Genomic DNA, 24242 nt, shown 5'->3' on the forward strand with positions numbered 1-24242 from the left:
ATTTATTCCCTCATGGGAATGTTCCTCATCAAGATATGGCTTGTAAGATGAAGAAAATTTTAGCTTTGCTGATAATTGCACCCTTGTTAGTGTCTTGCTCAGGCAATAAAAATCAGGCAGAAAAAGAAGCCTATGTCAAAGACACCAATGGATTTGAGATTTTAATGGGCCAATTTGCCCATAACATTGAAAACATTTGGGGATTAAAAGAAGTCCTCATTGCGGGTCCGAAAGATTATGTTAAGTACACGGATCAATATCAAACCCGCAGCCATATCAACTTTGATGCCGGTACGATTACGGTTGAAACCATTGCCACGACCGATCCGGCGGCTCACTTGCGTCAAGCTATTATCACTACGCTGTTAATGGGCGATGATCCCGGTTCGATCGACCTCTATTCTGACGTAAACGATATTCAGATCAGTAAAGAACCGTTCCTTTATGGACAGGTGCTCGATAACAACGGCCAGCCGATCCGTTGGGAATGGCGAGCCGCACATTTCGCTGATTATTTACTGCAAAATAAAATGCAAAAACGCACCTCTGGCCTGCATGTCATCTGGTCTGTCACCTTGCAATTGGTGCCTAACCATCTGGATAAACGTGCCCATAAATATCTGCCTCTGGTGAGAAAGTCTGCTGAACGGTATGGCGTTGAGGAATCCTTGATTCTGGCCATTATGCAAACAGAATCAAGCTTCAACCCCTATGCGGTCAGTGGATCTGATGCTCTGGGCCTGATGCAAGTGGTACAGCATACCGCCGGTCGGGATGTGTTCAAGATGAAAGGCAAAAGTGGCCAGCCTAGCCGTAGCTATCTTTTTGATCCTGAAAATAATATCGATGCGGGGACCGCCTATTTGTCTATCCTGCAAAATACCTATTTGGGGGGGATTCAAAATACCACCTCGCGGCGCTATGCCGTCATTACTTCCTACAATGGCGGTGCGGGCAGCGTACTGCGAGTATTCTCCAGCGATAAGAATCAAGCAGTGAAGATAATCAACAATATGGCACCTGGCGATGTGTTCCAAACACTGACCACCAAACACCCATCCGGTGAGTCTCGCCGTTATCTGGTTAAGGTGAACGGTGCACAGAAGAGCTACCGTCGTTACTAGCTAGTGTTAGTACAGGCATTAATTGAAATGGCACAGCCCCAAGCTGTGCCATTTTTGAAATGATGGCAATCTTCTCCACTATGGTTGTTACCTACATTATTTTTGGCTCGGAAAAACACGCAGAGCGACAGTTTTTAGATACTTTTGAATGAAAAGAGAGCAAGTGGTCGGCTTTATATAAGAAACTCATTGACGATTTGGTGCCAATACGGTTTAATGCGCCCCGTTGCCCGGATAGCTCAGTCGGTAGAGCAGGGGATTGAAAATCCCCGTGTCCTTGGTTCGATTCCGAGTCCGGGCACCACTATTTATAAGGCCTCGCTGCAAAGCGGGGCTTTTTCGTATCTGGATTCTGGTCTATTTCCTGTCTGACACTTGACTCATTGCGACCCCTATTTCAACACGCAATCTCCCATTTCCCCCTGCACATCCCATCATAGTCATGTACTCTGACCTATACAGCCAGAGCCCCCATTCATCATATAATCGTCCTCATCCTTATTAACGCCCCCTTTATCACGCCACAAAAAGCAGAAAGACTCCGGTCCTGATCCGGTCTCCCCGTGACTCTCCCGTGCTTTCCCCGCAAATCCCCCGAAATCTTTGCGCGTAAAACCCTTGTTATACAACGTTAATTTACCCACCTCCCCGTTTTCCCGTTTATTTCACAGTAGGGGCCTCCTCTATTCTATATTTCTCATTATTCAAAAAATGATGTCACAGTATTGTGATGACTCATGAAGGTAATTTGTCTAAAAATCTATTTTTTTAGACAAATTACAATAACACCTCACTGTCAATTAACTTCAAATTAACTCATTGTAATATATCAATTTATTAATTATTAAATTTAAATAAAACCCATAAGATATGGAAAGTATTACGGGAGGGGAGTGAAAAAGTCATATTCCTCTCCCCAAGACATGTATGCCATTCAGAAAGCATAAGATGTGATGAGTGAGTCATCATTGAGTTGGCAACAGAAGAGTGCACAGTCATGAAAACTGAATAAACATGTTGTTTTTATATTTTATCTGAGATTAACAGAATAACCCTATCCCCATGCAGCATCAGCCTCGTTCTTCAAATACATATTATTACCCTGCCCCCACGCCTCAAACTCACGGGGAAACGGGGAAAAAACCCAAAAGTCATAGGATGAGAAGGCTTTCGGGCCCCCCAAAAAACGGGAAAACACCGGGAGAAAACCGGGGAAGACCAGAAATAGACCGGAACCCTACTCACCCAGTCGCCTTATCTCATCAGCATTGATCCACCCACTTCATACCCCTTGTTCATCTGCTCATATCAGTTCTCAACACCGACTGAGGTCAGGGACTCTTACCTCCCTGTCTCACTTGTTACGCGTATTACCCCATTAATCCACACCGGCATAAGGAGACTTCAGCATGCCTGTACCCCGTCGTTTTAAATTTACTCACCGGCTCATAGAGAGTTTGCCACCCAATCCATCCGATGCGCCGTCACGGGAAGCTGAATACAGTGATACCGAGATAAGCGGCCTAAAATGCCTGATTGGAAAAGGAGAAGGCAAAAAGAAATTTCTGCTACGTTATCTCTGGCAAGGACGCAAGCGCGCCATCAGTATTGGTCATCACCCCGAACTGGATATTGCCACAGCACGGCGTATTGCCTCAGAAATGAAACGCCAGATTGCCACTGGAACTGACCCCAGACAGGTGCGGGAGGGCCATAAAGCCATCCCCCTCCTGGATGAGGCGTTTAATGACTATTATCTTCCCTGGGCCAAAGTCCACAAAAAAAGCTGGAATAAAGATGTTCAACGCTTTCGGGACCATATTGCTCCCCTCCTTGGCCACCTGTTGTTAAATGAAGTTACCCCTCGCCATATCACCCAACTTCAATCCTCACTCTGTGCCACCTGCCAGCCTGCGACCAATAACCGGGTCATCGCCCTGCTCAAAGCCCTGTTCAGATGGTCCCAGAGACAGGAACTTATTCCCCTCAACCCCGCGACAAATATCCCGTTAATGCGGGAAAATAATGCCCGGCAACGGTACTTCTCAGAAAATGAGATCCGTAAAATATTTGATGCGGCTGCGCAGGACAACAACCAAGTCGCAGGTATCTATATTCGCCTGCTTTTGCTCACCGGCCTGCGCAGGGATGAGCTCAGACTGGCAAAATGGGAACATTACAGTGAACAACAAGGGACACTCTGGCTACCGGAAACCAAGAATGGCGTCGGCCGTCTGGTTCACCTCAATACCTGGGCACTGAATTTGATAAGCGAACTCCCCCGATATGGCGGAAATCTGTGGATGTTTGGTGGACGTTTACCTGGAAAGCCCGTTTGTAACGTCACCAAAGCCTTCAAACGCATTATACGACGCGCAGGCATACCCGATAAGGACGTCTGCATTCATACCTGTCGGCATTCTGTCGCCGCACTGATTGTGTCACGAGGAGGGACACTGTATGACGTTCAGTCACAATTAGGGCACCGTAGCATTCAGTCATCTCAACGCTATGCGCATCTGCATCCACACAGGTTGAAAGCGACTGGGCAGTTGATTGAAAAACATATCGGGCGGGCTATTCTCAACACCAGAGAACCAGACCCATTATTATACTGACATCGAAAAAAGGCAGCCGGTCTGGCTGCCTCTAAAGGTATGATTACAGTTTAGCTGTCAAAAATTCATGACGAATCAAGTAACCATTAGCTAACACGCCATTGATAGTTATGCGCGTCGTTAACCGGTCTCGTTCCTTACGCGTAAGAAAGTGGTGCTCATCCAGTAAGGCCGCCAGTCTTTTTGCCGTCATCCCAACCGCTTTCCCCCAGTTATCCAGCGTGTCAGGCATGATGAAGATGTCTTCGTTTACCCGATACCCGCCGATATCTCGCCCCTCACCAGATGACCGAGTAGCCTTAAAATCAACAAGTGCACCGTATATCCTGGACAGTTGATTTTGTAGCATGACAAGAAGACCACGTGAACTGCCAGAGCCATAACGATGATTATTCAGCCAACGGCGATAGGCCTCATAGACAATATCTGAAATCATATCATGTCCCCATGGGACCAGACTCCATCGACGAGCCAGATCCCCTGCAAGAAAAATGACGGAAAAACGCTGTAAAGCACGTGATTCAACCTGATTCAGTTCGGTATCTGTGCTGTGGATACGTCTCTGCATTTCCTCATGCAAGCTATCAAACTCTGTTTTCAACCAGCATGACGTTTCTTCCTGACTCAGTAATCGGCCTTCAGCATCACGTTGACTGATTAACTGACGAACGAACGCTTTCCCCACACTGCCGTGATTGTCACACATCGCCGATTTCAGTTGGTCTATTCGTCGCCGGGCTTGATCCGCATTCTCTTCAGGCATCCAGGAGTCCTCAGCACGGACTTCAATGGACAAACCGCGATGTTGCATCCCGTCCATCGACACTTCTTTCAGGCTATGAATTTTTTCTTCCAGAGAGATTTCCCCACTGGATAAAATAAACAGTGTCCAGAGCCGTTGAGCAAACGCACCACCCGTTTCGCCATCCATCCTGACTTTTGACATGCCCGAGACAATGTCATACAGAACTGGGGCAAAACTCCGCTCAGCAAAACTGCCCAACTCGTCCAGAGGTAAGGTCATGCCGTGACTACGAGCGGTCAGCAATTCAAGTCCATTCACGGTGGTTCGCCAGCGAGCAATCAACGTATTTTCCCCAGCACCGGGTTCACCCGCCAGACCGTTCACACTGGCACAAACTTGTAGCGCCAGCGTCTTACCGGTAGAACTGCCACCAAACAAGTGGAACATTCCGCCACTCTGCCCCAGCAAAGACAATAACGGCGAACTGAAGCCAGAAAGGGCAGCAAAAATTTGCGGCATCCCCTGAAGCTTTCGTGCGACATTATCGCACCATTCTTCAGCGGTGCCTTTTGACTGAGCCGCGCCATGAACATCCATCGAATTCGACAGGCATACGCCATCAATATTCTCCCGCTCCGGCATGAACAATGCGTCATGACCATGCAAAAAGATAAATTCGTTTTCCTGGAAACCAGGGCGTTCCACAAGACGATACTCCACCAAAGGTAACTGACAACACGCCTCAATAAAGCGAGTAAAAAGCTTCCCTTTGCTGTTAATAAAGACCCCCTGCCCCGCCAATTCTGGGATAATACGCTCTTCACCGGTTTTCAGCGCCTGAAGGTTCACGTTGACGATAACAGTGATATTGGCATAGTTGATACATTCCAGCCTGACATGAATGTTCTTGTTTTTATCTCGGTTACAGACAATCGCTATGGGCGTTATTCTCTGAGGAGAGATAGTTTCATCAGCCTGACCCTTATCAGTTCCGCTAAAACACAATCCGTCCAGGGTATTTGTAAAGCCTTCTGGCATCATCACTGGCTGAGTTTGACTATTATTTTCAGAATTCATTTTTCGGTCTCACTTATTTAGTGGTTATATGAACGCAGGCCAATGCTCATTCGTTCATCATTAATTGCATGGCCCGTTCAACATCGGCATGTTGCTGGCCGCCAAAATAACGGGCATATCGCTCTGACGTGCTTATTTGCTTGTGCCCCAAAAACTGTTTCACCGCATAAATATCCCGTGTGGCAGCCAGCATTGCTGAACCCGCGGTATATCTAAGCTCATGAATGGTGAATCGCGTTATACCCGCGTTTTCACACAAGGCCGCCATCAGACGCCGGGGCTCTGAGACCTTTTCCCCGGAAGAGGAACGAAATAACAATCCCTCCATGCCATATTTTTCTCGTTGTACATCAATAAGTACGATGGCAGCCTGACAAAGGGGGACCAGTCGAGAATCACCGGACTTCGTATCACGAAGAAACAAGGTCATCCGCCCCCTATCTGCATCTTGTATCAGTGCGGAACGCGCTTCTCCGAGCCGCATTCCTGTCAGTGCCAGAAACTCGAGGAGACACAATGTATCTCGCGCTTCTTTAACAATTTCCTGCCTAAGCACGCTGATGAAACGTTGAAACTCCGCTGGCTCCATGGCCCTTCGCATTGAGGCAGGCTCGCGAAAGGCTTTCATTCCAGCCGCAGGTGACACATCCCTGTATCCATAATCGACCGCATACGAGAATATTGCTTTCAGCAATGCCAGATGCCTGTTACGGGTCGAAAATTTCAGGTTCACCAATCCATTAATATAATCTTGAATATGTTTTCGACTTATTTCAGATAGCCGTAAGCCGCCCAGTACAGGGATAATATATTTCGAGATTTTTGAACAATCAGTACGGTAAGACTTTTTATACACCTTGGAATATTCAAGGTATATGATGACGAATTCAGCCAGCGTCATTTATTCGGGTAAAAATCATGCTGGCATACACTGTTTTCACATTTTCCTCCTGATATATTTTGTATTCTGTTTGTTGGCTTCTTCTGCCAACCCTTCGAGTGAGCTCAACACGGGGATAAAGTTAGCCGATATCCCCATGCCCGTAAATAATCCATTTACATGAAAACACCACCACCATAAAGAAAATATCATTAAAAAACAATTAGATGAATATGTTACAGTAAAGAATTGGCAGGGGGATTGGTGTGAGAATGAGATGTCGGATTGGCAGTTAAGGCAAAAAAAGTACCCGCAGCAATACACCGCTAAGGGTACCAGAAAATTCAAATCACCTTGAAGATTATTGTTTCTTTATGGGGTGGTTTCTTTATGGGGTGGTTTCTTTATGGGGTGGTTTTTTTATCTGCTAGCATGTCCGTACAGCATTTCGATTCATCTACCAGAATACTGTAGATAGCTCTGTCTCTACGGTGCTCATTGGTATCTATCCAGACAAAATTATCCTTAACGTTGATGAGAACATCCATATAAGAATGAGTCTTACTGTTATCTTCTTTCATTCTTTTGATTATCGAGAACAGAATGCATTTAAGTATAATTTTCTTTTGTAATTTTAGAACATTATTACTGCTCATATTAAATCGTCTTTTCAGATAATGGAGCGTAGGACGTTTTAATTTAATTTTTGTCTCTAACTGACCGACTGGTTGACTGACATTTTTCTTAAGCAAATCGATTTCATTAAATTGAGATAAAAGCAAGTACACAAAAACAGTATCAAATGCTATTTTCTTTTCCAGTTCCTTTCTTTTTTTATTATAAACATTAGAATCAAAATTATCGGCAAACTCAACAGCATCACGTTGACATTCTTCATATAAATTTAACGCATAGAATAGCACTAAAAACACAGAAGCGGGACGCTCGGGAGTATAGAGTGACATCACTTGTTCGATACCATCTAAAACCGAATCGTATAAAACCCTCATTAACGTCTCATCAAGTAAACCTAACGAATCCATCCCTTTATTCATGATAATATCGATGGCATGATTATAGTCTCTCATTTCACCCTCCCCCATCGCTCTCCTTGTGGGAAAAAAGGAATAACCATCAAGACTTTTGATATTTTCATAGTATGGCTCACACTGAGAACCATTATTAAGACTACCCAAATAAGAAATTCTCTCTATGTATCTATTCAAAACGCCTATTTGTTCAATGATATAGGCATCATGATACAAGTTCACTTTTACGTGACAAGGATGGTATATGCGAAGATAATTCCCCAAGAGACTTTTCTTGAACTCATCCGTTTTAAGTCCTTTTTCTCTATAACGAACATCTGAAAAGAATGACAATATAAACTGAGCTTTCTCTACACTCTGAAACTCAGACAATACAGAATGAACAACAGACTCCTCTATATTAGTGAGATAAACACTCCCATTCAAAAAACGAAAAAGCGTAGCTAATGTCACCCCTTTCAAATATTGTATATCTTTGTCTTTATCAAGAGTATTGAAATATCCATTTAATTCATCATCTATCATGTTATTCTCCCTCGATACGATTAAAAATAAAGCGCCATAAAACATTACTCAACTACATATTATTCTGATGCCCATTAACCTTAAGGACATCAATCATGCAACTTATACGCACACCGGGTGACGTCACCCAACTCCCCATCTCATTAATACAACATCAAACATTACTGCAGGCACTGACCGAATGCACCCACGGCAGTCTGACCCTGACCTGTGATTTATGGTCTGAAACAGAAACCTCACTACTTTACTTGATTGACGGAGATGAGGCATCTCTGACACCCGCGCTGACCACACAATTGCAATTTCTCATCTGTAACCCCGAGTATGTCATTCGCATTGATGACACCCTGTTTCTGGCCCTCGCTATCCTCAGTGATTCAGGGCAAGGGCTCTACCTGCTATTTTCCCCTACCGCGACCTTCAAGGGCGCTGACGCACTGATATCCATTGCAGAAAATGTTGGAGTCTGACATGAAGAAAAATCTCCCTGTGACACTCAAGAATGACTATACCCGCCTGCTAATCGGTGAGGCTGAGAAAATCAATCCGCACGCCACTGGGATGCTGCACTGGGAACTGGCAGCCGATATAAAATCTGGTGAACGCTGGTTGCGTATCACGGCCAATGACAGTGGAGGCCTGTTCTCTCGTGAATGGGTGGCCCTGAGTGCCATCAGAACTTTACTGAAAGAGGTGGAAAAAACGGATTTTCACTCCACGGTTCTGCGCCCCCTGTTCAGCAGTGCCAGCAGGAACAATGCCGGTTTTCTTGCAGCGATACTGCGCTCCTCCGATATCTGCCTGACCGAAGAAACTACGGGGCAGGTATTTTCTCACCGCTGCTATACCGACTGGGAAAAACGTATCGATAAACTGATGCAACTGACCCCCACACCAAAAGACTAACCACCCTCCCCCCTCTGTTTCTCCCCCGCGATGGACTTTTATCCTCACACTGCAAAACCATAAGGAGATTTTCTGTGTCCCCAATCACGCCATCACTGCAACAATCCGCATTTCAACTCCCCCTGAGCCGGACATTCATTCACCTGATGATGACACATCTGTCATCGGTTCCATCGAAAGCCGATAACGCTATTCTTCACTTTCGTGACCCACATTACAGCGCAGAAAGCGGAGGCTGGCATCCGATCGAAATCCGTGTTTACCGGACGTCGCATGATGCTGGCTGGTCCCTGGATTATCTGACGGATTTCAGCTGGCAAGGGAGTGCCTGGCCCGAACTGGCAAAAGAGTTTGATGTCTGCTGGTCACAAGGCTACGTCTGGCACTGCCTCTTTGGCGATTTACTTGATAACCGTGAACGTCGCGATTTCTGGACACTCTGGCAGAAAAACTTTGTCCATTATTGCCAGATGGACGTCTTCACTGTCAGCATGACCATTGACTGACCCCGTGCAGAGAGGAAATAAACATGTTGTTGACTGTCTCTCGCCTGCTGTTGTGCTACCCCCTCCTCCGTTTGCTGGAAAGTTTTACCGACAATGTCATCAGAGCCACCATTGATGAGCCTGCTATTGGCGGCATGGTCTGGTGTGAACTGGCGGGAGGAACCACAACGCACAGTGGTATCTATGTGGGCCATCAGCGGATTGTGCATCTGTCTGGCAGCGGTGACGTGCTGTTAAGTAACCGATATGATTTTCTTAACCGACTCGAGGGATACAACACCGCCTTGTCGCTGTATACCGACTGTCACGGCACGCATCCTGTGGGTAACACCAATGCTTCAAAACGGGCGCTAAGCCAGGTGGGAATCCATCGCCGCTACCATTTGCTCAATAACAATTGTCATCGTTTCACAGCAGAATGCGTTACCGGGAAAATAAATCCAGGCGTTTTTCTTCACCGCCACCTTTCGGCCCTGCAACGGGGCAATGACTGGCGAGTCTGGGAGAAATAATGGGGCTTCAAGCCGAAAAACTGGCCGAACGACTCTGTCAATGTGTCATTCTGCTCTGTCAGGGCCACACTTTAACGACGGCGGTATTGTGTGCACGATTTGGTATCTCAGAACGAACCGCACAACGTGATTTATCCCGGCTTGCCCGCATTACAGAGCAAACCCGGCCCGGACACTACCGATTGTCCCCTCTCCTTCGCCAAACCTTTCGCTAAATAAACCTCTTTTTTATTTTGTCCCGACACAACCTGTCAGGCAGCACCGATATGCTTGGCGCTGGAGAATCCCCTTAAAACAAGGAACTTTATGAAAACTGTACTGATGCCCAATGAAACACTGCTTCGCGAAGGAAGTGTCAATCTACAACGTGGTTTGGAAACCACCGGCGGTCGACTTTACCTGACCACCGAGCGCCTCATCTTTGAGTCTGGAAAATTCAATGTGGCAACCGGGCAAACAGCCATTACCCTGAGTGATATTCTCAGTGTGGAGACGGGCTGGACCAAACTTCTGGGATTTATCCCCCTCATGCCAAATGCGCTGGTAATTTCCGTCAAACAGGACCGTCGTTATCGCCTGAGTTTGTGGGGAAGGAAACGTTGGCGTGAAGCCTGCCTGAATGCCATGAAAGGGGCTACATCATGAAAAAATCGTTGTTGATAGCTACCGGTTTATTATTGAGCACATCGGCACTGGCATCCCCAATCAACACTGTCAAAGACGGGGTGATGGATATCTGCCCGGTTGTCACCGTGGAACAACAAATCAATCACTTTCTGGCCTCACCGCAGTGGCTGCAGTCGAAGAGTCATATTCCCACCTCACAAGTCGACGTCAGTGGAAAGGCCATACTGGACCAGCAACCGGTCAGTCTGACACTGCAGTTTGCCGTCAACGGTGACAGCTTTATGGCAACTCGCTTACTGATTAACGGACAACCGACCAGTGAAGAGGACCTCACTGACGTTCTGACGCTGTTGTGTGATAACGTGACCCGCCCTGTCACAGGGGTGCAACCTGCGCCTATCACGCCACAAGCCACGCGGCCCAACCCAAAACTGCCCAAAGGGTATGAGTCGATGGGCGGCATCGCCGTGAAAATGGCAGGAAAATTAGACAGCACCACGCTAGCAGGATTACTGGCAACCCCTGATGATGAGATGGCCTGGGATGGCTGTGATACTCCGGTAACACAGCGTATGACCATCAAGAACGTCACCCCGGTCAGCCGTACCGTAACGCACTTCACCGCAGCATCACCCAATGCCGATGTGAAAGAGTTTGATATTTCAGACCTGGAAGGAGAACTGCCTCAGTACCTCAAAAGCTATCTACCAAGACTGATCACTCCCGGAGAAACCCGAAAAGTAGCATGGCGAGCCTGTGGGTCGGCGGGACTCCCCACACTGGTCAGTATCGAGAAATAAGAAACGGGAGCTCAGGCTCCCGTTTCTTTAATGCCAATATTGGTCACTCATTTTTTATTTTAAAAATCAGGAAATTCTTCACAATATGTGGTTCATTCTTACATCGGCACTCACATAGGTGTCCAAGTATCACCCAATATACAAGTGCAGTACTAGCTGTTTGGCAACACGGAACGGAACACCCGAGCTGATTTACTCATATTCCTATAGGAACATGGAGGCCTGCAAATCAGCAAAGGTCATGAGCCTTCACCTCAACTCTTTTTCCAGAATATCCTACGTTCTCATCAATATAATCAAGTGTCGATTGGATACTGACATGCCCCAGTAGCTTTTTGACAGCGTGAAGGTTCTTGTCGAGGGATTTCATTATATACATAGCAAAAGTGTGTCACATGAAAATAAAAGTTTAGGCTGTCTGAAATAGAATAGAATTGTCATCAATCCATTTCTTTCTTTAAGGCCTTAATCTGAACCTGATAATAAGTCATGAGAACCTTTAACAATGCGTTCATCTCATTAATTTTACTGCCATAAAGAAGAGCCTTAGCCCCTTGTCTGTCTCGGTCATCGCGTGAGAGTTGCATAAAATCGAGGAGAACATCCAATTCTGGCATAAGCAATGCAGCATCATCACTAGCCTGAAAACCTTCTCGTACCCACGCAGCGTGAGCAAGAATAGCCTCTTTATCGAATTTGAAAGGGGCATCCAGCCATACTTGGAGAGTCTTATTCTCCTCATTCATGTAAGCACCGAAAGTATCACTAATGAGCCTTATCACCTCTGATTCGTAATCATTCTCAATATTATTTATCACTATCACGCCCTTGTTTAAAATCGATGCAATTATCCGCTTGATTTGCCCCATTAAGGGCCTCTTGGATATCACTTAATATACGTTGTCGCACTGAAGCAGGTTGTATCACTTCAACATGCGGTAGCCAGTACTTAATTAATGGGATAATTTGGTTCAAATGGTGGACCTGAGAAATCAACAACATCCCCCCATCCGGGGACGTATGGATTATTTCTTGCTGTGGGTAAAAGGCTCGACGGCGAAAGTGATGTGCTACCCGTGGCGATACAGAGAGTAATACCTCGAAATGTTCTTCGCCGTACCAGATACTGTCAGCCTTCTCAATACGGGCATGAATATTCGACTGAGAGGTAAACTCCACCTGACTGACCAACAATCCGCTAATACCCGAGACCACAAAACTCTTGAGGAGATGATTGTCCACGCCAGCCAGATACCAAATTCCCCGATCGCTCACTAAACGATACGGCTCAACGTCACAATGTTTCTTGTCACTATACGTAAAAGAAACGGTTTTAGACTGCTGGGTCGCCTCAGCCAGTGCATTTAGCGTGGAAAGAAAGACAGCGCAATTCTCAAAGGCACGCGGCTTAATCAGAAAAGGATTATTATCTGTCGCTCCCAGCAGTAACGTTAATAATGGATCATCCCAGCGCGGAAATAACCCATTGATCCCGAGAATATGGGTGAAACGCCGTAGATCAGTATTACTGCGCTGCCCCAATGCCCCTCGAGCCAGATAATAGTTTTTACCTTTTTTTTCAAGATGTAGGTATGCCAAACGCTCATGCATATCCCGATACAAGGTACGCTCGGATACATTAAATTCTGCCGACAATTCTGCCAAAGAGAGGCACTCACCATTATTGAGACGAGTCAGCACCACACCAAGGCGATATCCCAACTTGTCGTGTCGATCCATGCCAATAACCTGCCCAATTCAGTAAAAAAAGAATTATCCGGGAAGGTCAAGACAGGTTGTGTCGAGGAATAAAAGAATAACCATAAATATTAATCAGTTAAATTCAATAGATTACTTAAGTATATCTCTCTAATAATAGTCGTTGACACAACCTGTCATATCAAAAATTCACCGTAACTCCTCACCATTATTGAAATGTATTAGTATTAGATACCGCGTTCGGCAGATAATGAAAACCTTATTACTGCTAACTAAACACCCCGGGCGTCATCGCTACACTCTTATATCAAGAACCTGTTCGCTCCTTCCCTAAGTTCAGAGTAAACTAAGAAAGTGACATTAAAAACGACCGCAACAGAAATTAAAATTATTGTCGATAGCGAGTGTGTTGCTCAACATCAACGCAGTTTTATTAAAAACTGTTAGCGCCAATGATATAAGACTGTAATTCACCATTTGGATTGTCCGCTCCACCCAACATGTTGTTTTCTTAAGGTTCTGACACCAGAAAGGACATCAACATGCTGAACAGAGAGGACTTTTACATGATAAAGCAAATGCGTAAGCAAGGTGCGTACATTGTCGATATAGCGACTCAGGTGGGGTGTTCGGAGCGCACCGTCAGACGCTATCTTAAATATCCTGAGCCACCTGCCAGAAAAACACGTCATAAAATGGCCAAGCTGAAGTCGTTCATGGACTATATTGACACGCGCCTGGCCGATAATGTCTGGAATGGCGAGATCATCCTCGCAGAAATTAAAGCGATGGGGTACACCGGTGGACGCTCCATGCTGCGCTATTACATCCAGCCCAAGCGCAAAATGCGGCCGTCCAAGAGAACAGTCCGCTTCGAAACTGAGCCCGGCTAAAGGTTGCGGCGAGAGAAATATGATGCCGCACGGGCTGAGACAGAGATCAGCACTTCGGTGAGTTCGTCGCCATACCAGATGCTTTCCGCAAGTTCCACTTGCTGACTGACAACGGGATCAGGACTGAATCGCATATTGCTGACCTGTACATGGGTCATCGTAGAAACTGCAAAACTCTTCAACGTTCCTTCGTGGCGGGCGGCTAGATACCAGAGCCCTCTGTCATTCACGACACGATAAGGTTCAGCGCCCGAAAACGTCTTGTCTTTATAGGTAAACGCAATCTTCTGGGATGCCTGAATCGCCCCGGAAATGGCATTCAGGGTGGACATGAAAGCACCGCAATTCTCATAAGGGCGTTGCTTGATCTGGAAGGGATTGTTTTCGGTATCACCCAGCAACACATTCAGCAGGCGATCTTCCCTGCGGGGGAACAGCCCTTCGATACCGAGAATACGGGTAAAACGGCGCAAATCCGTGTTGCTGCGTTGCCCCAGAATACCTTTAGGCAGGCGGTACTGCTTTCCTTGTCGGAGCAGGTTCAGGTAAGCCAGACGTTCTGTCAGATCGCGCCGTATTGTTTTTTCGCAAACGTTAAATTCGTCAGCAAGGCCCCTGACGGTCAATGACTCGCCATTGTTGAGGCGCGTCAGTATCAATCCAAGTCGATATCCAAGTTTGTCGTGTCTATTCATCTGAGTATTCGAGGTTTAAAAACTGAATGCGAATTCTCAACGGTCAATTAGACAGGTTACGTCCACTTATAAATCAGCTTTAAAAAATAAATAAATGATTTTACTCATATACTTACATGCAGGATTCGCTTTTAGACTTAACCTGTCAACTCATACAATCACAACAAGTTTAAAAATCAATGTGTAATGTCAGCACTGAAGCTGAATAACTTCCAATCATATCCTTTATAAACAGTACGTTATCAATATTCCCATCCGAGCACATTACATTATGTTACCCATATGTTGCTCAACATAACTTCTACACGCCAATAATGGAAAGTCTAAAGATATAAGACTCACCAATTTGGAAACAACCCAATCTACAACAAATCGAGTATGCTTCTAGCTAAGTTCCATAGGCAAAACCACTCAAAAACACATTTCGTTGATAGTTATATGCTTTTCCATCAATCATCGAAATTTGTATATACGTAAAACTTCCAGATACAACTAACGTGCTGTAACATAAGGTTAAAACATATGGAGTAAACCACATCAGTGTTACAACTGAGGGCGGTAGCGTTCTTATTTTTTATAAAAAATAATCGCAACTAAGGTGAACATGTGCGCAGAAATCCAATACGATCAAGTAAATTATTTTATGATCCAAAGATCTTTAATGTAAACAGATGGACCTCAACAACAGAACTGAATAATAGGATCATTGAAGAAATAAAGAAATTCAATGTTTATAATGCAACCACACCAATATTCCAATTAGCTTCAAGCAATTTATTACCTAGGTTTTTTATACCAATTTATGACTCCAGTACAGAGCATTATGATGTTAGTAATGCAAGTAATTTACTCACCTCAAAAAATTATATATATTGGATGATTGGTCTTTTTTTCGGCAATGCCGATTTGTTAAAGGCATTTAATAATACAAGAAAAAAAATAAATAGCAGTATTTTAAACGGAACCCCTGAAAAAGCATTAACATTAATTGACGACTTAAATATTAGATGCAAAAGCTGGTGGGCCGTACAGATTAAGCTTCATATTCTTAAAGAATTTAACCTAGGAGATACACGTGATTATCTTGAGAAATTGCCCACAATGTTTCCTCGGGCAAACATCAAAAACAAAATAAGCGAATTACTATTAATTTCAGAAAGTAGCTCATATGAGATATTTACAAGAGAATTCTTATTACGAATGGATGAGTATAGAAGCTCATGCGTTCAATCAGCGATTGATGCAGGTGCAGTAGAGTCATTAAAATATCTACCTCCCTACATGGATAGCAAGAGAACATTATCTTTAGATTTAATAAAAATCGAAAATTATGAATCACTGATTGATCAATATATCTTTCTAAAAGAAATTATCTTGGAAGATAATGTTCTTAATTCAATACCTATTGATTTAAAATCATTGTTATTAGAACTATCTGAGTTGGTTGAAGATGATGAATTAAGAACACTTATAAATGATGATAACACAACAAAGGAAAACATCCGAGAAATAACAAAGCTATATACAATGGGTTGCTATGAAGATGCGAAGAAAAGCATTGACAGTCTAATAATAAATACTAACGATGAATACTATGGACTTATTGAAATATTAACAAGAACAAAAATATACTTAGATGAAACATCCCAAGAAGATACTCTACTGAATAAAATAACCGCCAATTTCTCACGAATCTTACAGTGTGACAAAAATACTTTAGACAGTTTAGATTTTTTAAAGAGCATTTGTTTTAAATTCAAATTAGAAAGTTGGGCTAAATCCCTTACATTTCATCTGCTATCAACACTAGAGGAGATTGTTGACTTAGATGATGTGGAGTCAGCTAGAACACAAACTCGTATTCTTGGAGAATTAAACACTTCAAAAGCAAGGATAAAAAATTACTCTCCTAAACCAAGTCTTTCAGAGTGTGGACAACTGCCAGAATATCGCGCTTTAAAATATGGTAAAAATGACACCAGTGAGGTTCTAGTAGATAGCTCTATCATTCCAATAAAATCTGATTTTATAAAGACTCAATGCCGCTACTTTATAGAAAACAATAAATTTACAGAAGCTATAGATTTTTGCATTGAAAATTATTTATCTAATACTTTTACATCGCTCTACCTGCCAATCGCAACATTATGTAGGTTAGTAACTGGTATCGATAAAAATGATAATGATATATTTATCAGCGCCTTAGTTATCTATGACATTATGGCCAGGGTAATAAACAATAACTATGAAGATATCAAAACGGATTTATTCGAAGAATTTATGGACTTCAATAAAACCCATAGACCTTCCAAAATATTCGAAACCAATCAATTCAGTGCTAAAGAAGAATACTTTCTAAAATATATATGTATTCCATCGCAATTAGATAATTTTACAGATTACGTTTCAAACGATGATGTAGTGCATGAGAGAATTGCAATTTTAGATTTACTAATAAATGCACAAAGCATTAATGAGGAACAAATAAAAAAGGAGAAAGATAGTGTGCTTGAAAATCTTTTCTCTGAGAAACTTAGGGCGAAAATTGAGTCTGGGAAATTATATGTCGATGTCCACTCCTTGGTGAATAAAAGAAAACACTTTTATCAGAACTTATTCGAGCAGGCTATCGAAACAAAAGGGGGTATTTTGCTTACTCCACTCGATAAGTCTAAAGGAATTAACTCCGAAGATTTATTCGAGATTGCTGAGGGAAATGCAGTTGCCTCAAGTAAAAAAATGGAAATGCTCTTTACAATTTTCAGAAACATAGTCGCCGATTTTGCACTTGATGAGAACTATGGCTTAGATAAGTATTTAAGCGCTGAAATTAGGCATATTGTATTTACGACACAAATTAGATCATGTTTCGAAAAAACGCATCTCGTCACTATAAAAAAGGAAGGAAAATATCTATCTAATGTCTATTGGACTGACAAGTATTCCTATGTAAACAATCATATTGTCAGAAAATTTGATGAATTACTCGGCCATTTTTCAGAAAAAATCGATAATTTACTACATGAGGTTAACGAGAACTTCCGTGTAGAAATATCCGATTTAAAATCTAAACATGTGTTTAACTACATAGTATATCATCATCGTTTGGTAAGAGTTTCAGAAATAATAACTAACGCCTCCGATTATGAAGAATTCTTTAGCAATCTTATTGATTATATGTGGGAAATAACTGCTGAGAACGCTCGCTCAGCACAAGACAAACTCAATGATTACCTTGCACCTGAAATATTAAATGCTCTAGACCTGCTTGAAGAAGGCATTAACTCAGTTAAAAGAGACGCAGCAATTATTGAACTTACGCAGGAAATAAAAAACACAAGAACCTTGTTCAAAAAAGAAATAGAATTAGTTTTGAACTGGTTCCGTTTTGTAGGCTCTGATGATATAAATAATTATGAAAAACTTTCAGTCGTTCTTGAAGCAACAATGTCCTCATTTGAAGAAATTTATGGGCATAAATATCACCCCCCTATATATGAATTCGTCAAGAATGACTTAATCTTAAATTACAGAGAATCACGCTCTTTATTTATATCTCTTTTTACCGCACTAGAAAACTCATGTAAATATGCTCATCCCAATACTGAAGTCTATGTATCCCATGATAACAGTGGAGGAATTAATACTATAAGAATAACTAACAAGCTTAATATAATATCCCAAGATGAAGCCCGTCAATTAATAACCAGAGAGAAAAGCAAATGGAATGAGAAACATTCTAGCCTAAACACAAAAGAAGGTGGGAGTGGATTATATAAAATATATAGCACACTAAAAAACTCTTCAGACGGTTTTTGTTTCGATATTGAAACAAGTGACAATTATTTCATATCAATATTTAGGTTGAAAAATGAATATTTTAATCATAGAAGACAATCTATTAAAGCGTGAAAAAATCGTTAATTTCCTAAATGAGTTCTATACAGCTAATATAGTTGAAGCAGCATCGTACAACAGTGGTCTTTCGGCAGCGCGTGATTCAACATTTGATTTTTTAATTTTAGACATGAGCATGCCCACTTTTGACAGAAGTGAAACCACACAAGGAGGTAGATTTCGTTCGATTGCTGGAAAAGAAATTGCTACAAAATTGAATAAGCTTGGGCAACTGCCATCTTTTGTTGTTCTTACTGGTTATAAAGATTTTAGCATCAATACAGAAAACCTAAGCCTTGAGCAAATACATGACTTACTTTCCACCTTTGGTGATAACTATAAAGGATGTATTCTATTCAATTCATCAGAAACTTTATGGCAGGAAAATCTTAAGGAAATTATAGGGAATTTAAATTGCTAAAGATAATTGTAGTCGATGACTCAGAAAAAAGAGTCGATCTCATCAAAAAGACTCTTTCTGAATGTGAATTCTTTACTCAACTCGATTTAAGCTATGTAGAAACTGCAGATAAAGCCAGGCAGTGCCTGCTTGAAGTTTCCGATATTTTAATACTCGATGTTCTCATACCAAAGAAATTAAACGGTATTCCTCAGGCGGTTCACAGCTTTAACTTATTAACTGACATATCAAATTCACAAAAAAAATATATTAGACCGAGCTTAATTATTGGGTTGACAGCGGATACATCTGAACTTGGAAACTATAGAAATACTTTCTATGAAAATGCATCTATAGTCCTTGATGGAAGTCTTAGCAACCATGATTGGTTAAATACCATTATTAAGCAAATAAGAACAGCTTTAGAATCCAAGAGAAAGGCATCTCAATTAATTCATGACAAAGTATTAATTACTATACATGGGATAAGAACATTTGGTAAATGGCAGGGGAATTTAGCGAATGAAATAAAATCCCATTCAAAATCGTTCGATTTCATAGAAATGAAATATGGTTTTTTCGATTTGGTATCATTTATTTTCCCACCACTAAGAAACAGAAAAACTAAGCAGATCGCAAAACGATTAAAGAATAACATCATCACCAATAAAGACAAAGATATTACTATCATTGCTCACAGCTATGGTACAATTATTTTATCTGATGCTCTAAAAGAGCTAAATAATGATTGTAAAATTGAGAATATAATACTTTGTGGAAGCCCGCTGACTTCATCATTTAACATAGAGCATTTTATATCATCAGCAAAACTAACAGTGAATGAATGCGGTACCAAAGACTATATCTTAGTAGCATCTAAGTGCTTAGTTCTAGGTTTAGGAGATGCCGGGAAAAGTGGATTTGACTATGATAACTCAGCAATTTTTTTAAATAGATATTTCAATGGTGGCCATGATCTTTACACTAAAGAAAAACAAAATGAAGTTTCATTTTCATCAAAGTACTGGCTTCCTCTTATTATTTCATCCGCACCACCCACAATGGTCGACGAACGTAAGAATTACATAGGAGAAGACCTATTACATATCCTATCTAAGTTAGCCTACCATATAAAACCATTTGCTTACGTTGCTGTTTTTTTACTTTTACTATACGTTGCGTATTAAATCGAAAGTTAGACTTAAACTAATACCGCTGTTAGCATGACCAGCCCCCGTTGATTAGTACACCCCGATGTTAGTAATGTCTTCATCAGCAACGTGAGGGACCCCATGAAGAAGCGTTTTTCCAACGAAAACCTTCACATGACCGAACGCCGTTTTCCATTCAGGTTACAAAGTGCCTCATCAGCACGATAAACCTCGGCACGGAAGGCTATTCACTTCACATTTAGCATCCCCAAGTACTTACTTTTTCTATTCGCGCAGGAAACACAGTGGTATTGTTTTAAGCTAATATCGATGATGTGATACGTACCGCCGAACATTGGATGGTAGCTTGTTGCTTTCATGAGTCATTTTGCCGTACAGCTGAAAGCGCAATCGACGCAGGGACTAAAAATGACCGGAGTATCTAGCGATCAATACGCTGCTGGTGAACAGGGCTTAGGGTATATCTATCAGCCTCGTTTTGCGCTACTTAAGCTTCTACAGTGGCCAGAAGATACATCTGTTTTGATCGAAAAAGATGATGACCTAGACTTCGTCAATTCTGATGGTGTCAAAACACTGGCATCGCTCAAACACAAGGGGGATGGGGATACTCTAACCGACCTGTCTACCGATTTCTGGAAGTCAGTCCGTATCTGGCTTGACCGCTATAATCGTGATGGTAAAACCGAAGCAAATCTTCGTTTCTTTCTGTTTACGACCGGAACTATCTCAAACGCCTCGTTCCTGCAACACCTCTTAGTCGAACCGCCAACAAAAGACGATAATTCAGTATCAATAACTCACCTCGCCAACACAGCTCTGGCTAGAAGCAAGTCAAAACTGATCACGGCAATAGCCGATGAGTTCAATAAACTGACTGATGAGCAAAAAGATGACTTCTTATCACGGATAGTCATATTTGATGGTGGGCCTCGCATTGAAGACCTCCCAGCAATTATTAAAAATCAGCACATGCGTATAATTAGACGCGATAACCGAGACGCTATTTTTGAACGACTTGAAGGGTGGTGGAATAACACCATAGTCGATCTGCTAACAGGGAAACGTAAAGAGGCGATTTTTGGTTATGAGATTTCCGACAAACTTGCAGCATTTTCTGAAGAGTACAAATCGGATAATCTGCCGATTACGTTCAGAGGAAAAATGCCCGTTGGAGAAATCGACGCGATGAATGATTCCAGGCTCTTTGTTATGCAGCTCCGTGAAATAGGGGTTTCCTCTAATCGTATCCGAAACGCTATTCTCGACTACTACCGAGCGTTTGAGCAGCGTTCTTCATGGGCTCGTGAAAACCTTTTGGTTACAGGAGAGATGGAAGATTATGAAGACCGCCTTGTTGATGAATGGAGTCGCTATAAAGACGTCGTTTTTGAAGAATTAGATGAAAATTCAGCTGACGAAGTACTTATTACTGCGGGAAAAGCATTGTATCAATGGGCCGATCTTGAAAGTGGTAATATTCACTCATTGCGTATCCGAGAACGAGTGACTGAGCCTTATGTAGTTCGAGGAGGATTTCACATCCTTGCGAACAGCAGACCACTACCCAAAATTTTCTGGCATCCCCACTTCCTAAATAGAGTTGGTCAATTGTTAGGAGCCCAAGCATGAAGCAATGGGATCAGCGTCCATTCGAGATAAGGAATCTTTTCAATCCTGCATTTTGTGGTGTTGTACTATTCAGAGCAATGCAGAGCTACGAAGAGGAAAACTCACAGGGCATACCATTTTCTCTGGCTCTTTTAGTTTTACCATTATGTCTGCAAAAAGATTCTCGCCAAGTGTTTGCTGAAAATCCTCGCCGCTACCTTTTGAAAACTATAGAAAACAACCCCAAATTACTCGTTAATTTTGCTAACCGCGTCAATAATATGCTTCCATTTACGCTTGAAGCTTTTGGAGTGCTCATGGAACGAGGATGTTTTGTTGTAACGCAAGACGGCCGATTGAAAACTGTACCTAATAAAGTTCGCAAATCGATCATAGGGACTGAAGAATCTATCTCATGCCAGCGTGTCGCGCGCTATATAGGAAAAGAATTTGCCCGTATTGCAGATCGCGTTACGGTGTACACGACCTTTGGAATACGCCCATGAAAATTAAGTCGATTCATGTCTACAGCCATGATGGCCAACGTCGGGACCTGCAATTTAAGGTTAATGGTTTAAATGTCATTACTGGCCGTTCCTCAACCGGTAAATCAGCTCTTTCTGAGATCATTGAATACTGCATGGGTCGCTCTACCTTTAACGTACCAGAAGGTATTATTCGCGATAAAGTGTCATGGTTCGCAGTCATTTATCAATTTTCACAGGAACAGGTACTGATCGCGAAACCAACACCAAATGCAGGAGCCACAAGCTGTGGCACCGTTATGCTGCGACGAGGAAATGAACTGACCGCACCGAATTTCAAAGACCTCTCGGTTAACACCGATGATAATTCGGTAGTCGCACTGTTGTCACGATTACTTGGCATCCGCGAGAACCGTACAGATGTGGCAATTGGGCACAGCAGAGAAAGCTTTGATGCAAACATCAAGCATACTTTTTATTACCTTTTCCAAAAGCAGGGCCTTGTAGCAAATAAAGATCAACTTTTTTATCGACAAAATGAGGCATTTCAGCCACAAGCTATTCGCGACACATTACCGATTCTTCTAGGCATTTCATCAAATGACCGCTATGAACTTGAGGCCAAACTCCGTACAGCGCAGCGAGATCTGAAAATCAACGCCAAACGTCTTGAACAAGCTCGCGATACAATCGATACATCACTGCTAAAAGGTTCTGGACTTTTATCTGAAGCCAGAGCCGTAGGTATCATCACACAAGACAAAGACAGAATCGGAACTGACGAAGTAATTAATGCTTTGCGTTCTGCAATGCAATGGATTCCGTCATCCATACCTGAAGACGATGGATATAGAATATCCATTCTTGAAAATGAAATTGCGTGTTTACGACAAGACAGACGTCAGATCCAGTCCCGAATTGATTCTGCTCGGTTGTATGCCAAGCAATCAGGTAATTTTGAAAACGAAGTTTTAGAACAGCAAGACCGATTATCTTCTATCAAGGCACTACCGAAAAATCCGGAAACTGGCGAATGGCAATGGCCATTCTGTGAAGCAAATTTAGCACTGGAATCTCCAATTGCAAAAGCACTCCTGAGCGAACTAACAACTCTCGACGCTGAAATGAGCATTGTAGTTGGTCAACGCCCTAAAATGGATGCTTATCTTACTGAACTAGAAGATGAGGTTCAGACCATTGTAAGTACGATAAGAGCCAAAGAAGTGGAGCTTGCTGCGGCAATCGCGGCAAACGAAGTTATTGAGCAATTAGGCACACGCAATAATGCTGCTGCAAGAGTAATTGGTCGTATTAGTTTGTTTCTGGAAGACCTTGTACCTAACTCAGAGCTGGCAACATATGAAGCAGAAAACCGTCGTCTCAAGCTCAAAGTCGAAGAACTACAAAGGAAAGTTGGAGCTGATAGCAGCCATGAAAGGCTCATATCTATTCTGAATAACATTTCGTCACAGATTACACGCTACATCCTGGCTTTTGATGCAGAATTTCAGGGGCTCCCTGCACGGTTTGATCTAAGCCAAATGACTATTATCTTTGATCGTACAGATCGTCCGGTACCGATGAGTCGAACTGGCGGTGGCGAAAATCATCTCGCTTATCACCTGTCTGCATTGTTAGCTCTTCATCTCTTTGCCTCAAAGAACAATTGCCCCATTCCTCAGTTTCTTCTAATTGATCAGCCTACCCAAGTTTATTTCCCTTCTGAAAAAATTTACCAGGAGGCTGATGGTACTGTTCAGAAAACGGAAGCAGATGCTGACTTAGCAGCAGTACGTAGGCTGTTTAAGTTACTGCTGAAGTTTACACAAGAAGAAGTCCCAGGCTTCCAGCTTATCGTGACAGAACACGCAAATCTTCGCGACCAGTGGTTCCAGGATGCTTTAACCGAGCTTCCCTGGACCAAGCCCCCTGCCCTGGTACCAGAAGACTGGCCTTTACCGTCAGAATTACCAAATTAATAAAAAAGTAGTTTTGAAAGAT

The 24242-nt window shown here is 42.7% G+C and carries 21 protein-coding genes, 1 tRNA gene and 1 pseudogene; 17 read left to right on the plus strand and 6 right to left on the minus strand.

All coding sequences use genetic code 11. From position 1 onward, the window contains the following. Positions 1 to 47 precede the first annotated feature (47 nt). From mltC to AT01_RS08685, 3 genes are all read left to right on the plus strand, one after another. Positions 48 to 1124, plus strand: coding sequence for a membrane-bound lytic murein transglycosylase MltC (gene mltC / locus AT01_RS08670; RefSeq protein ID WP_042546853.1), 1077 nt, complete (start codon positions 48 to 50; stop codon positions 1122 to 1124). 228 nt (positions 1125 to 1352) lie between these two features. After that, positions 1353 to 1428 (plus strand) — tRNA-Phe (locus AT01_RS08675). A 1105-nt stretch (positions 1429 to 2533) separates the two neighbouring features. Further along, positions 2534 to 3742: a tyrosine-type recombinase/integrase gene (locus tag AT01_RS08685; RefSeq protein ID WP_042546855.1), complete on the plus strand. Its 1209-nt coding sequence runs from the start codon at positions 2534 to 2536 to the stop codon at positions 3740 to 3742. A gap of 43 nt (positions 3743 to 3785) precedes the next feature. On the opposite strand, the gene AT01_RS08690 is transcribed toward AT01_RS08685, so the two are convergent. The 3 genes from AT01_RS08690 to AT01_RS08700 form a co-directional block, all read right to left on the minus strand. Continuing rightward, positions 3786 to 5564: a DUF927 domain-containing protein gene (locus AT01_RS08690; RefSeq protein ID WP_042546856.1), complete on the minus strand. Its 1779-nt coding sequence runs from the start codon at positions 5562 to 5564 to the stop codon at positions 3786 to 3788. Positions 5565 to 5610: 46 nt separating this feature from the next. Continuing rightward, on the minus strand, positions 5611 to 6465 hold the full coding sequence (locus tag AT01_RS08695; RefSeq protein WP_052489955.1) for a tyrosine-type recombinase/integrase: 855 nt from the start codon (positions 6463 to 6465) through the stop codon (positions 5611 to 5613). 383 nt (positions 6466 to 6848) lie between these two features. Then, a complete protein-coding gene (locus AT01_RS08700) occupies positions 6849 to 8018 on the minus strand; it encodes a hypothetical protein (RefSeq protein WP_042546857.1) in 1170 nt (389 codons plus the stop codon). A gap of 95 nt (positions 8019 to 8113) precedes the next feature. On the opposite strand from AT01_RS08700, the gene AT01_RS20190 reads away from it, so the two are divergent. From AT01_RS20190 to AT01_RS08730, 7 genes are all read left to right on the plus strand, one after another. Beyond that, positions 8114 to 8488: a hypothetical protein gene (locus tag AT01_RS20190; RefSeq protein WP_052489956.1), complete on the plus strand. Its 375-nt coding sequence runs from the start codon at positions 8114 to 8116 to the stop codon at positions 8486 to 8488. Between the two features lies 1 nt (position 8489). Further along, positions 8490 to 8924 carry a hypothetical protein gene (locus AT01_RS08710; protein WP_052489957.1) on the plus strand — a complete coding sequence of 145 codons (435 nt, stop codon included), beginning with the start codon at positions 8490 to 8492 and terminating at the stop codon, positions 8922 to 8924. A 74-nt stretch (positions 8925 to 8998) separates the two neighbouring features. Beyond that, positions 8999 to 9430, plus strand: a complete 432-nt coding sequence (locus tag AT01_RS08715) for a DUF2787 family protein (RefSeq protein ID WP_235427255.1) — start codon at positions 8999 to 9001, stop codon at positions 9428 to 9430. Positions 9431 to 9453: 23 nt separating this feature from the next. Beyond that, the gene (locus tag AT01_RS08720) at positions 9454 to 9942 is read left to right on the plus strand and encodes a lecithin retinol acyltransferase family protein (RefSeq protein ID WP_042546858.1); all 489 of its coding nucleotides are present in this window, start codon (positions 9454 to 9456) and stop codon (positions 9940 to 9942) included. After that, positions 9942 to 10157: a DeoR family transcriptional regulator gene (locus tag AT01_RS22565; RefSeq protein ID WP_071841503.1), complete on the plus strand. Its 216-nt coding sequence runs from the start codon at positions 9942 to 9944 to the stop codon at positions 10155 to 10157. Before AT01_RS08720 ends, AT01_RS22565 begins: the two co-directional genes overlap by 1 nt. Before the next feature lie 91 nt (positions 10158 to 10248). Beyond that, on the plus strand, positions 10249 to 10587 hold the full coding sequence (locus tag AT01_RS08725) for a GRAM domain-containing protein (protein WP_042546859.1): 339 nt from the start codon (positions 10249 to 10251) through the stop codon (positions 10585 to 10587). Continuing rightward, complete coding sequence (locus AT01_RS08730) at positions 10584 to 11369, plus strand: hypothetical protein (protein ID WP_042546860.1); 786 nt, start codon at positions 10584 to 10586, stop codon at positions 11367 to 11369. Before AT01_RS08725 ends, AT01_RS08730 begins: the two co-directional genes overlap by 4 nt. Positions 11370 to 11809: 440 nt before the next feature. Here the strand turns inward: AT01_RS08730 and AT01_RS08735 are convergent, their stop codons facing one another. Next, positions 11810 to 12187, minus strand: a complete 378-nt coding sequence (locus AT01_RS08735) for a hypothetical protein (RefSeq protein ID WP_042546861.1) — start codon at positions 12185 to 12187, stop codon at positions 11810 to 11812. Then, entirely contained in the window at positions 12177 to 13109 is a 933-nt protein-coding gene (locus tag AT01_RS08740; protein ID WP_071841504.1) for a helix-turn-helix transcriptional regulator, read from the minus strand. Before AT01_RS08740 ends, AT01_RS08735 begins: the two co-directional genes overlap by 11 nt. Positions 13110 to 13630: 521 nt before the next feature. Between AT01_RS08740 and AT01_RS08745 the strand changes: the two are divergent. Next, positions 13631 to 13978 (plus strand): annotated as a pseudogene (locus tag AT01_RS08745) (IS21 family transposase); the annotation flags it as partial. Here the strand turns inward: AT01_RS08745 and AT01_RS08750 are convergent. Then, positions 13978 to 14676 (minus strand): helix-turn-helix transcriptional regulator, encoded by a 699-nt coding sequence (locus tag AT01_RS08750; RefSeq protein WP_042548558.1) that lies wholly within the window; start codon positions 14674 to 14676, stop codon positions 13978 to 13980. The pseudogene AT01_RS08745 and the gene AT01_RS08750 sit on opposite strands and share 1 nt — an antisense overlap. A 606-nt stretch (positions 14677 to 15282) precedes the next feature. On the opposite strand from AT01_RS08750, the gene AT01_RS08755 reads away from it, so the two are divergent. From AT01_RS08755 to AT01_RS08780, 6 genes are all read left to right on the plus strand, one after another. Beyond that, positions 15283 to 18588 carry a hypothetical protein gene (locus AT01_RS08755; protein WP_042546863.1) on the plus strand — a complete coding sequence of 1102 codons (3306 nt, stop codon included), beginning with the start codon at positions 15283 to 15285 and terminating at the stop codon, positions 18586 to 18588. Then, entirely contained in the window at positions 18548 to 18994 is a 447-nt protein-coding gene (locus AT01_RS20195; RefSeq protein WP_052489958.1) for a response regulator, read from the plus strand. Before AT01_RS08755 ends, AT01_RS20195 begins: the two co-directional genes overlap by 41 nt. Next, on the plus strand, positions 18988 to 20160 hold the full coding sequence (locus AT01_RS08765) for an alpha/beta hydrolase (RefSeq protein ID WP_042546864.1): 1173 nt from the start codon (positions 18988 to 18990) through the stop codon (positions 20158 to 20160). The genes AT01_RS20195 and AT01_RS08765 overlap by 7 nt, the downstream gene beginning before the upstream one ends. Positions 20161 to 20553: 393 nt before the next feature. Continuing rightward, positions 20554 to 21777 carry an ABC-three component system protein gene (locus AT01_RS08770; RefSeq protein ID WP_042546865.1) on the plus strand — a complete coding sequence of 408 codons (1224 nt, stop codon included), beginning with the start codon at positions 20554 to 20556 and terminating at the stop codon, positions 21775 to 21777. Next, positions 21774 to 22262 (plus strand): three component ABC system middle component, encoded by a 489-nt coding sequence (locus AT01_RS08775; RefSeq protein WP_042546866.1) that lies wholly within the window; start codon positions 21774 to 21776, stop codon positions 22260 to 22262. Before AT01_RS08770 ends, AT01_RS08775 begins: the two co-directional genes overlap by 4 nt. After that, a complete protein-coding gene (locus AT01_RS08780; RefSeq protein ID WP_042546867.1) occupies positions 22259 to 24220 on the plus strand; it encodes a DUF3732 domain-containing protein in 1962 nt (653 codons plus the stop codon). Before AT01_RS08775 ends, AT01_RS08780 begins: the two co-directional genes overlap by 4 nt. Positions 24221 to 24242: the final 22 nt, after the last annotated feature.

Origin of the sequence: Yersinia aldovae 670-83, from assembly GCF_000834395.1 — a bacterium.
GTDB classification, from domain to species: Bacteria; Pseudomonadota; Gammaproteobacteria; order Enterobacterales; family Enterobacteriaceae; genus Yersinia; species Yersinia aldovae.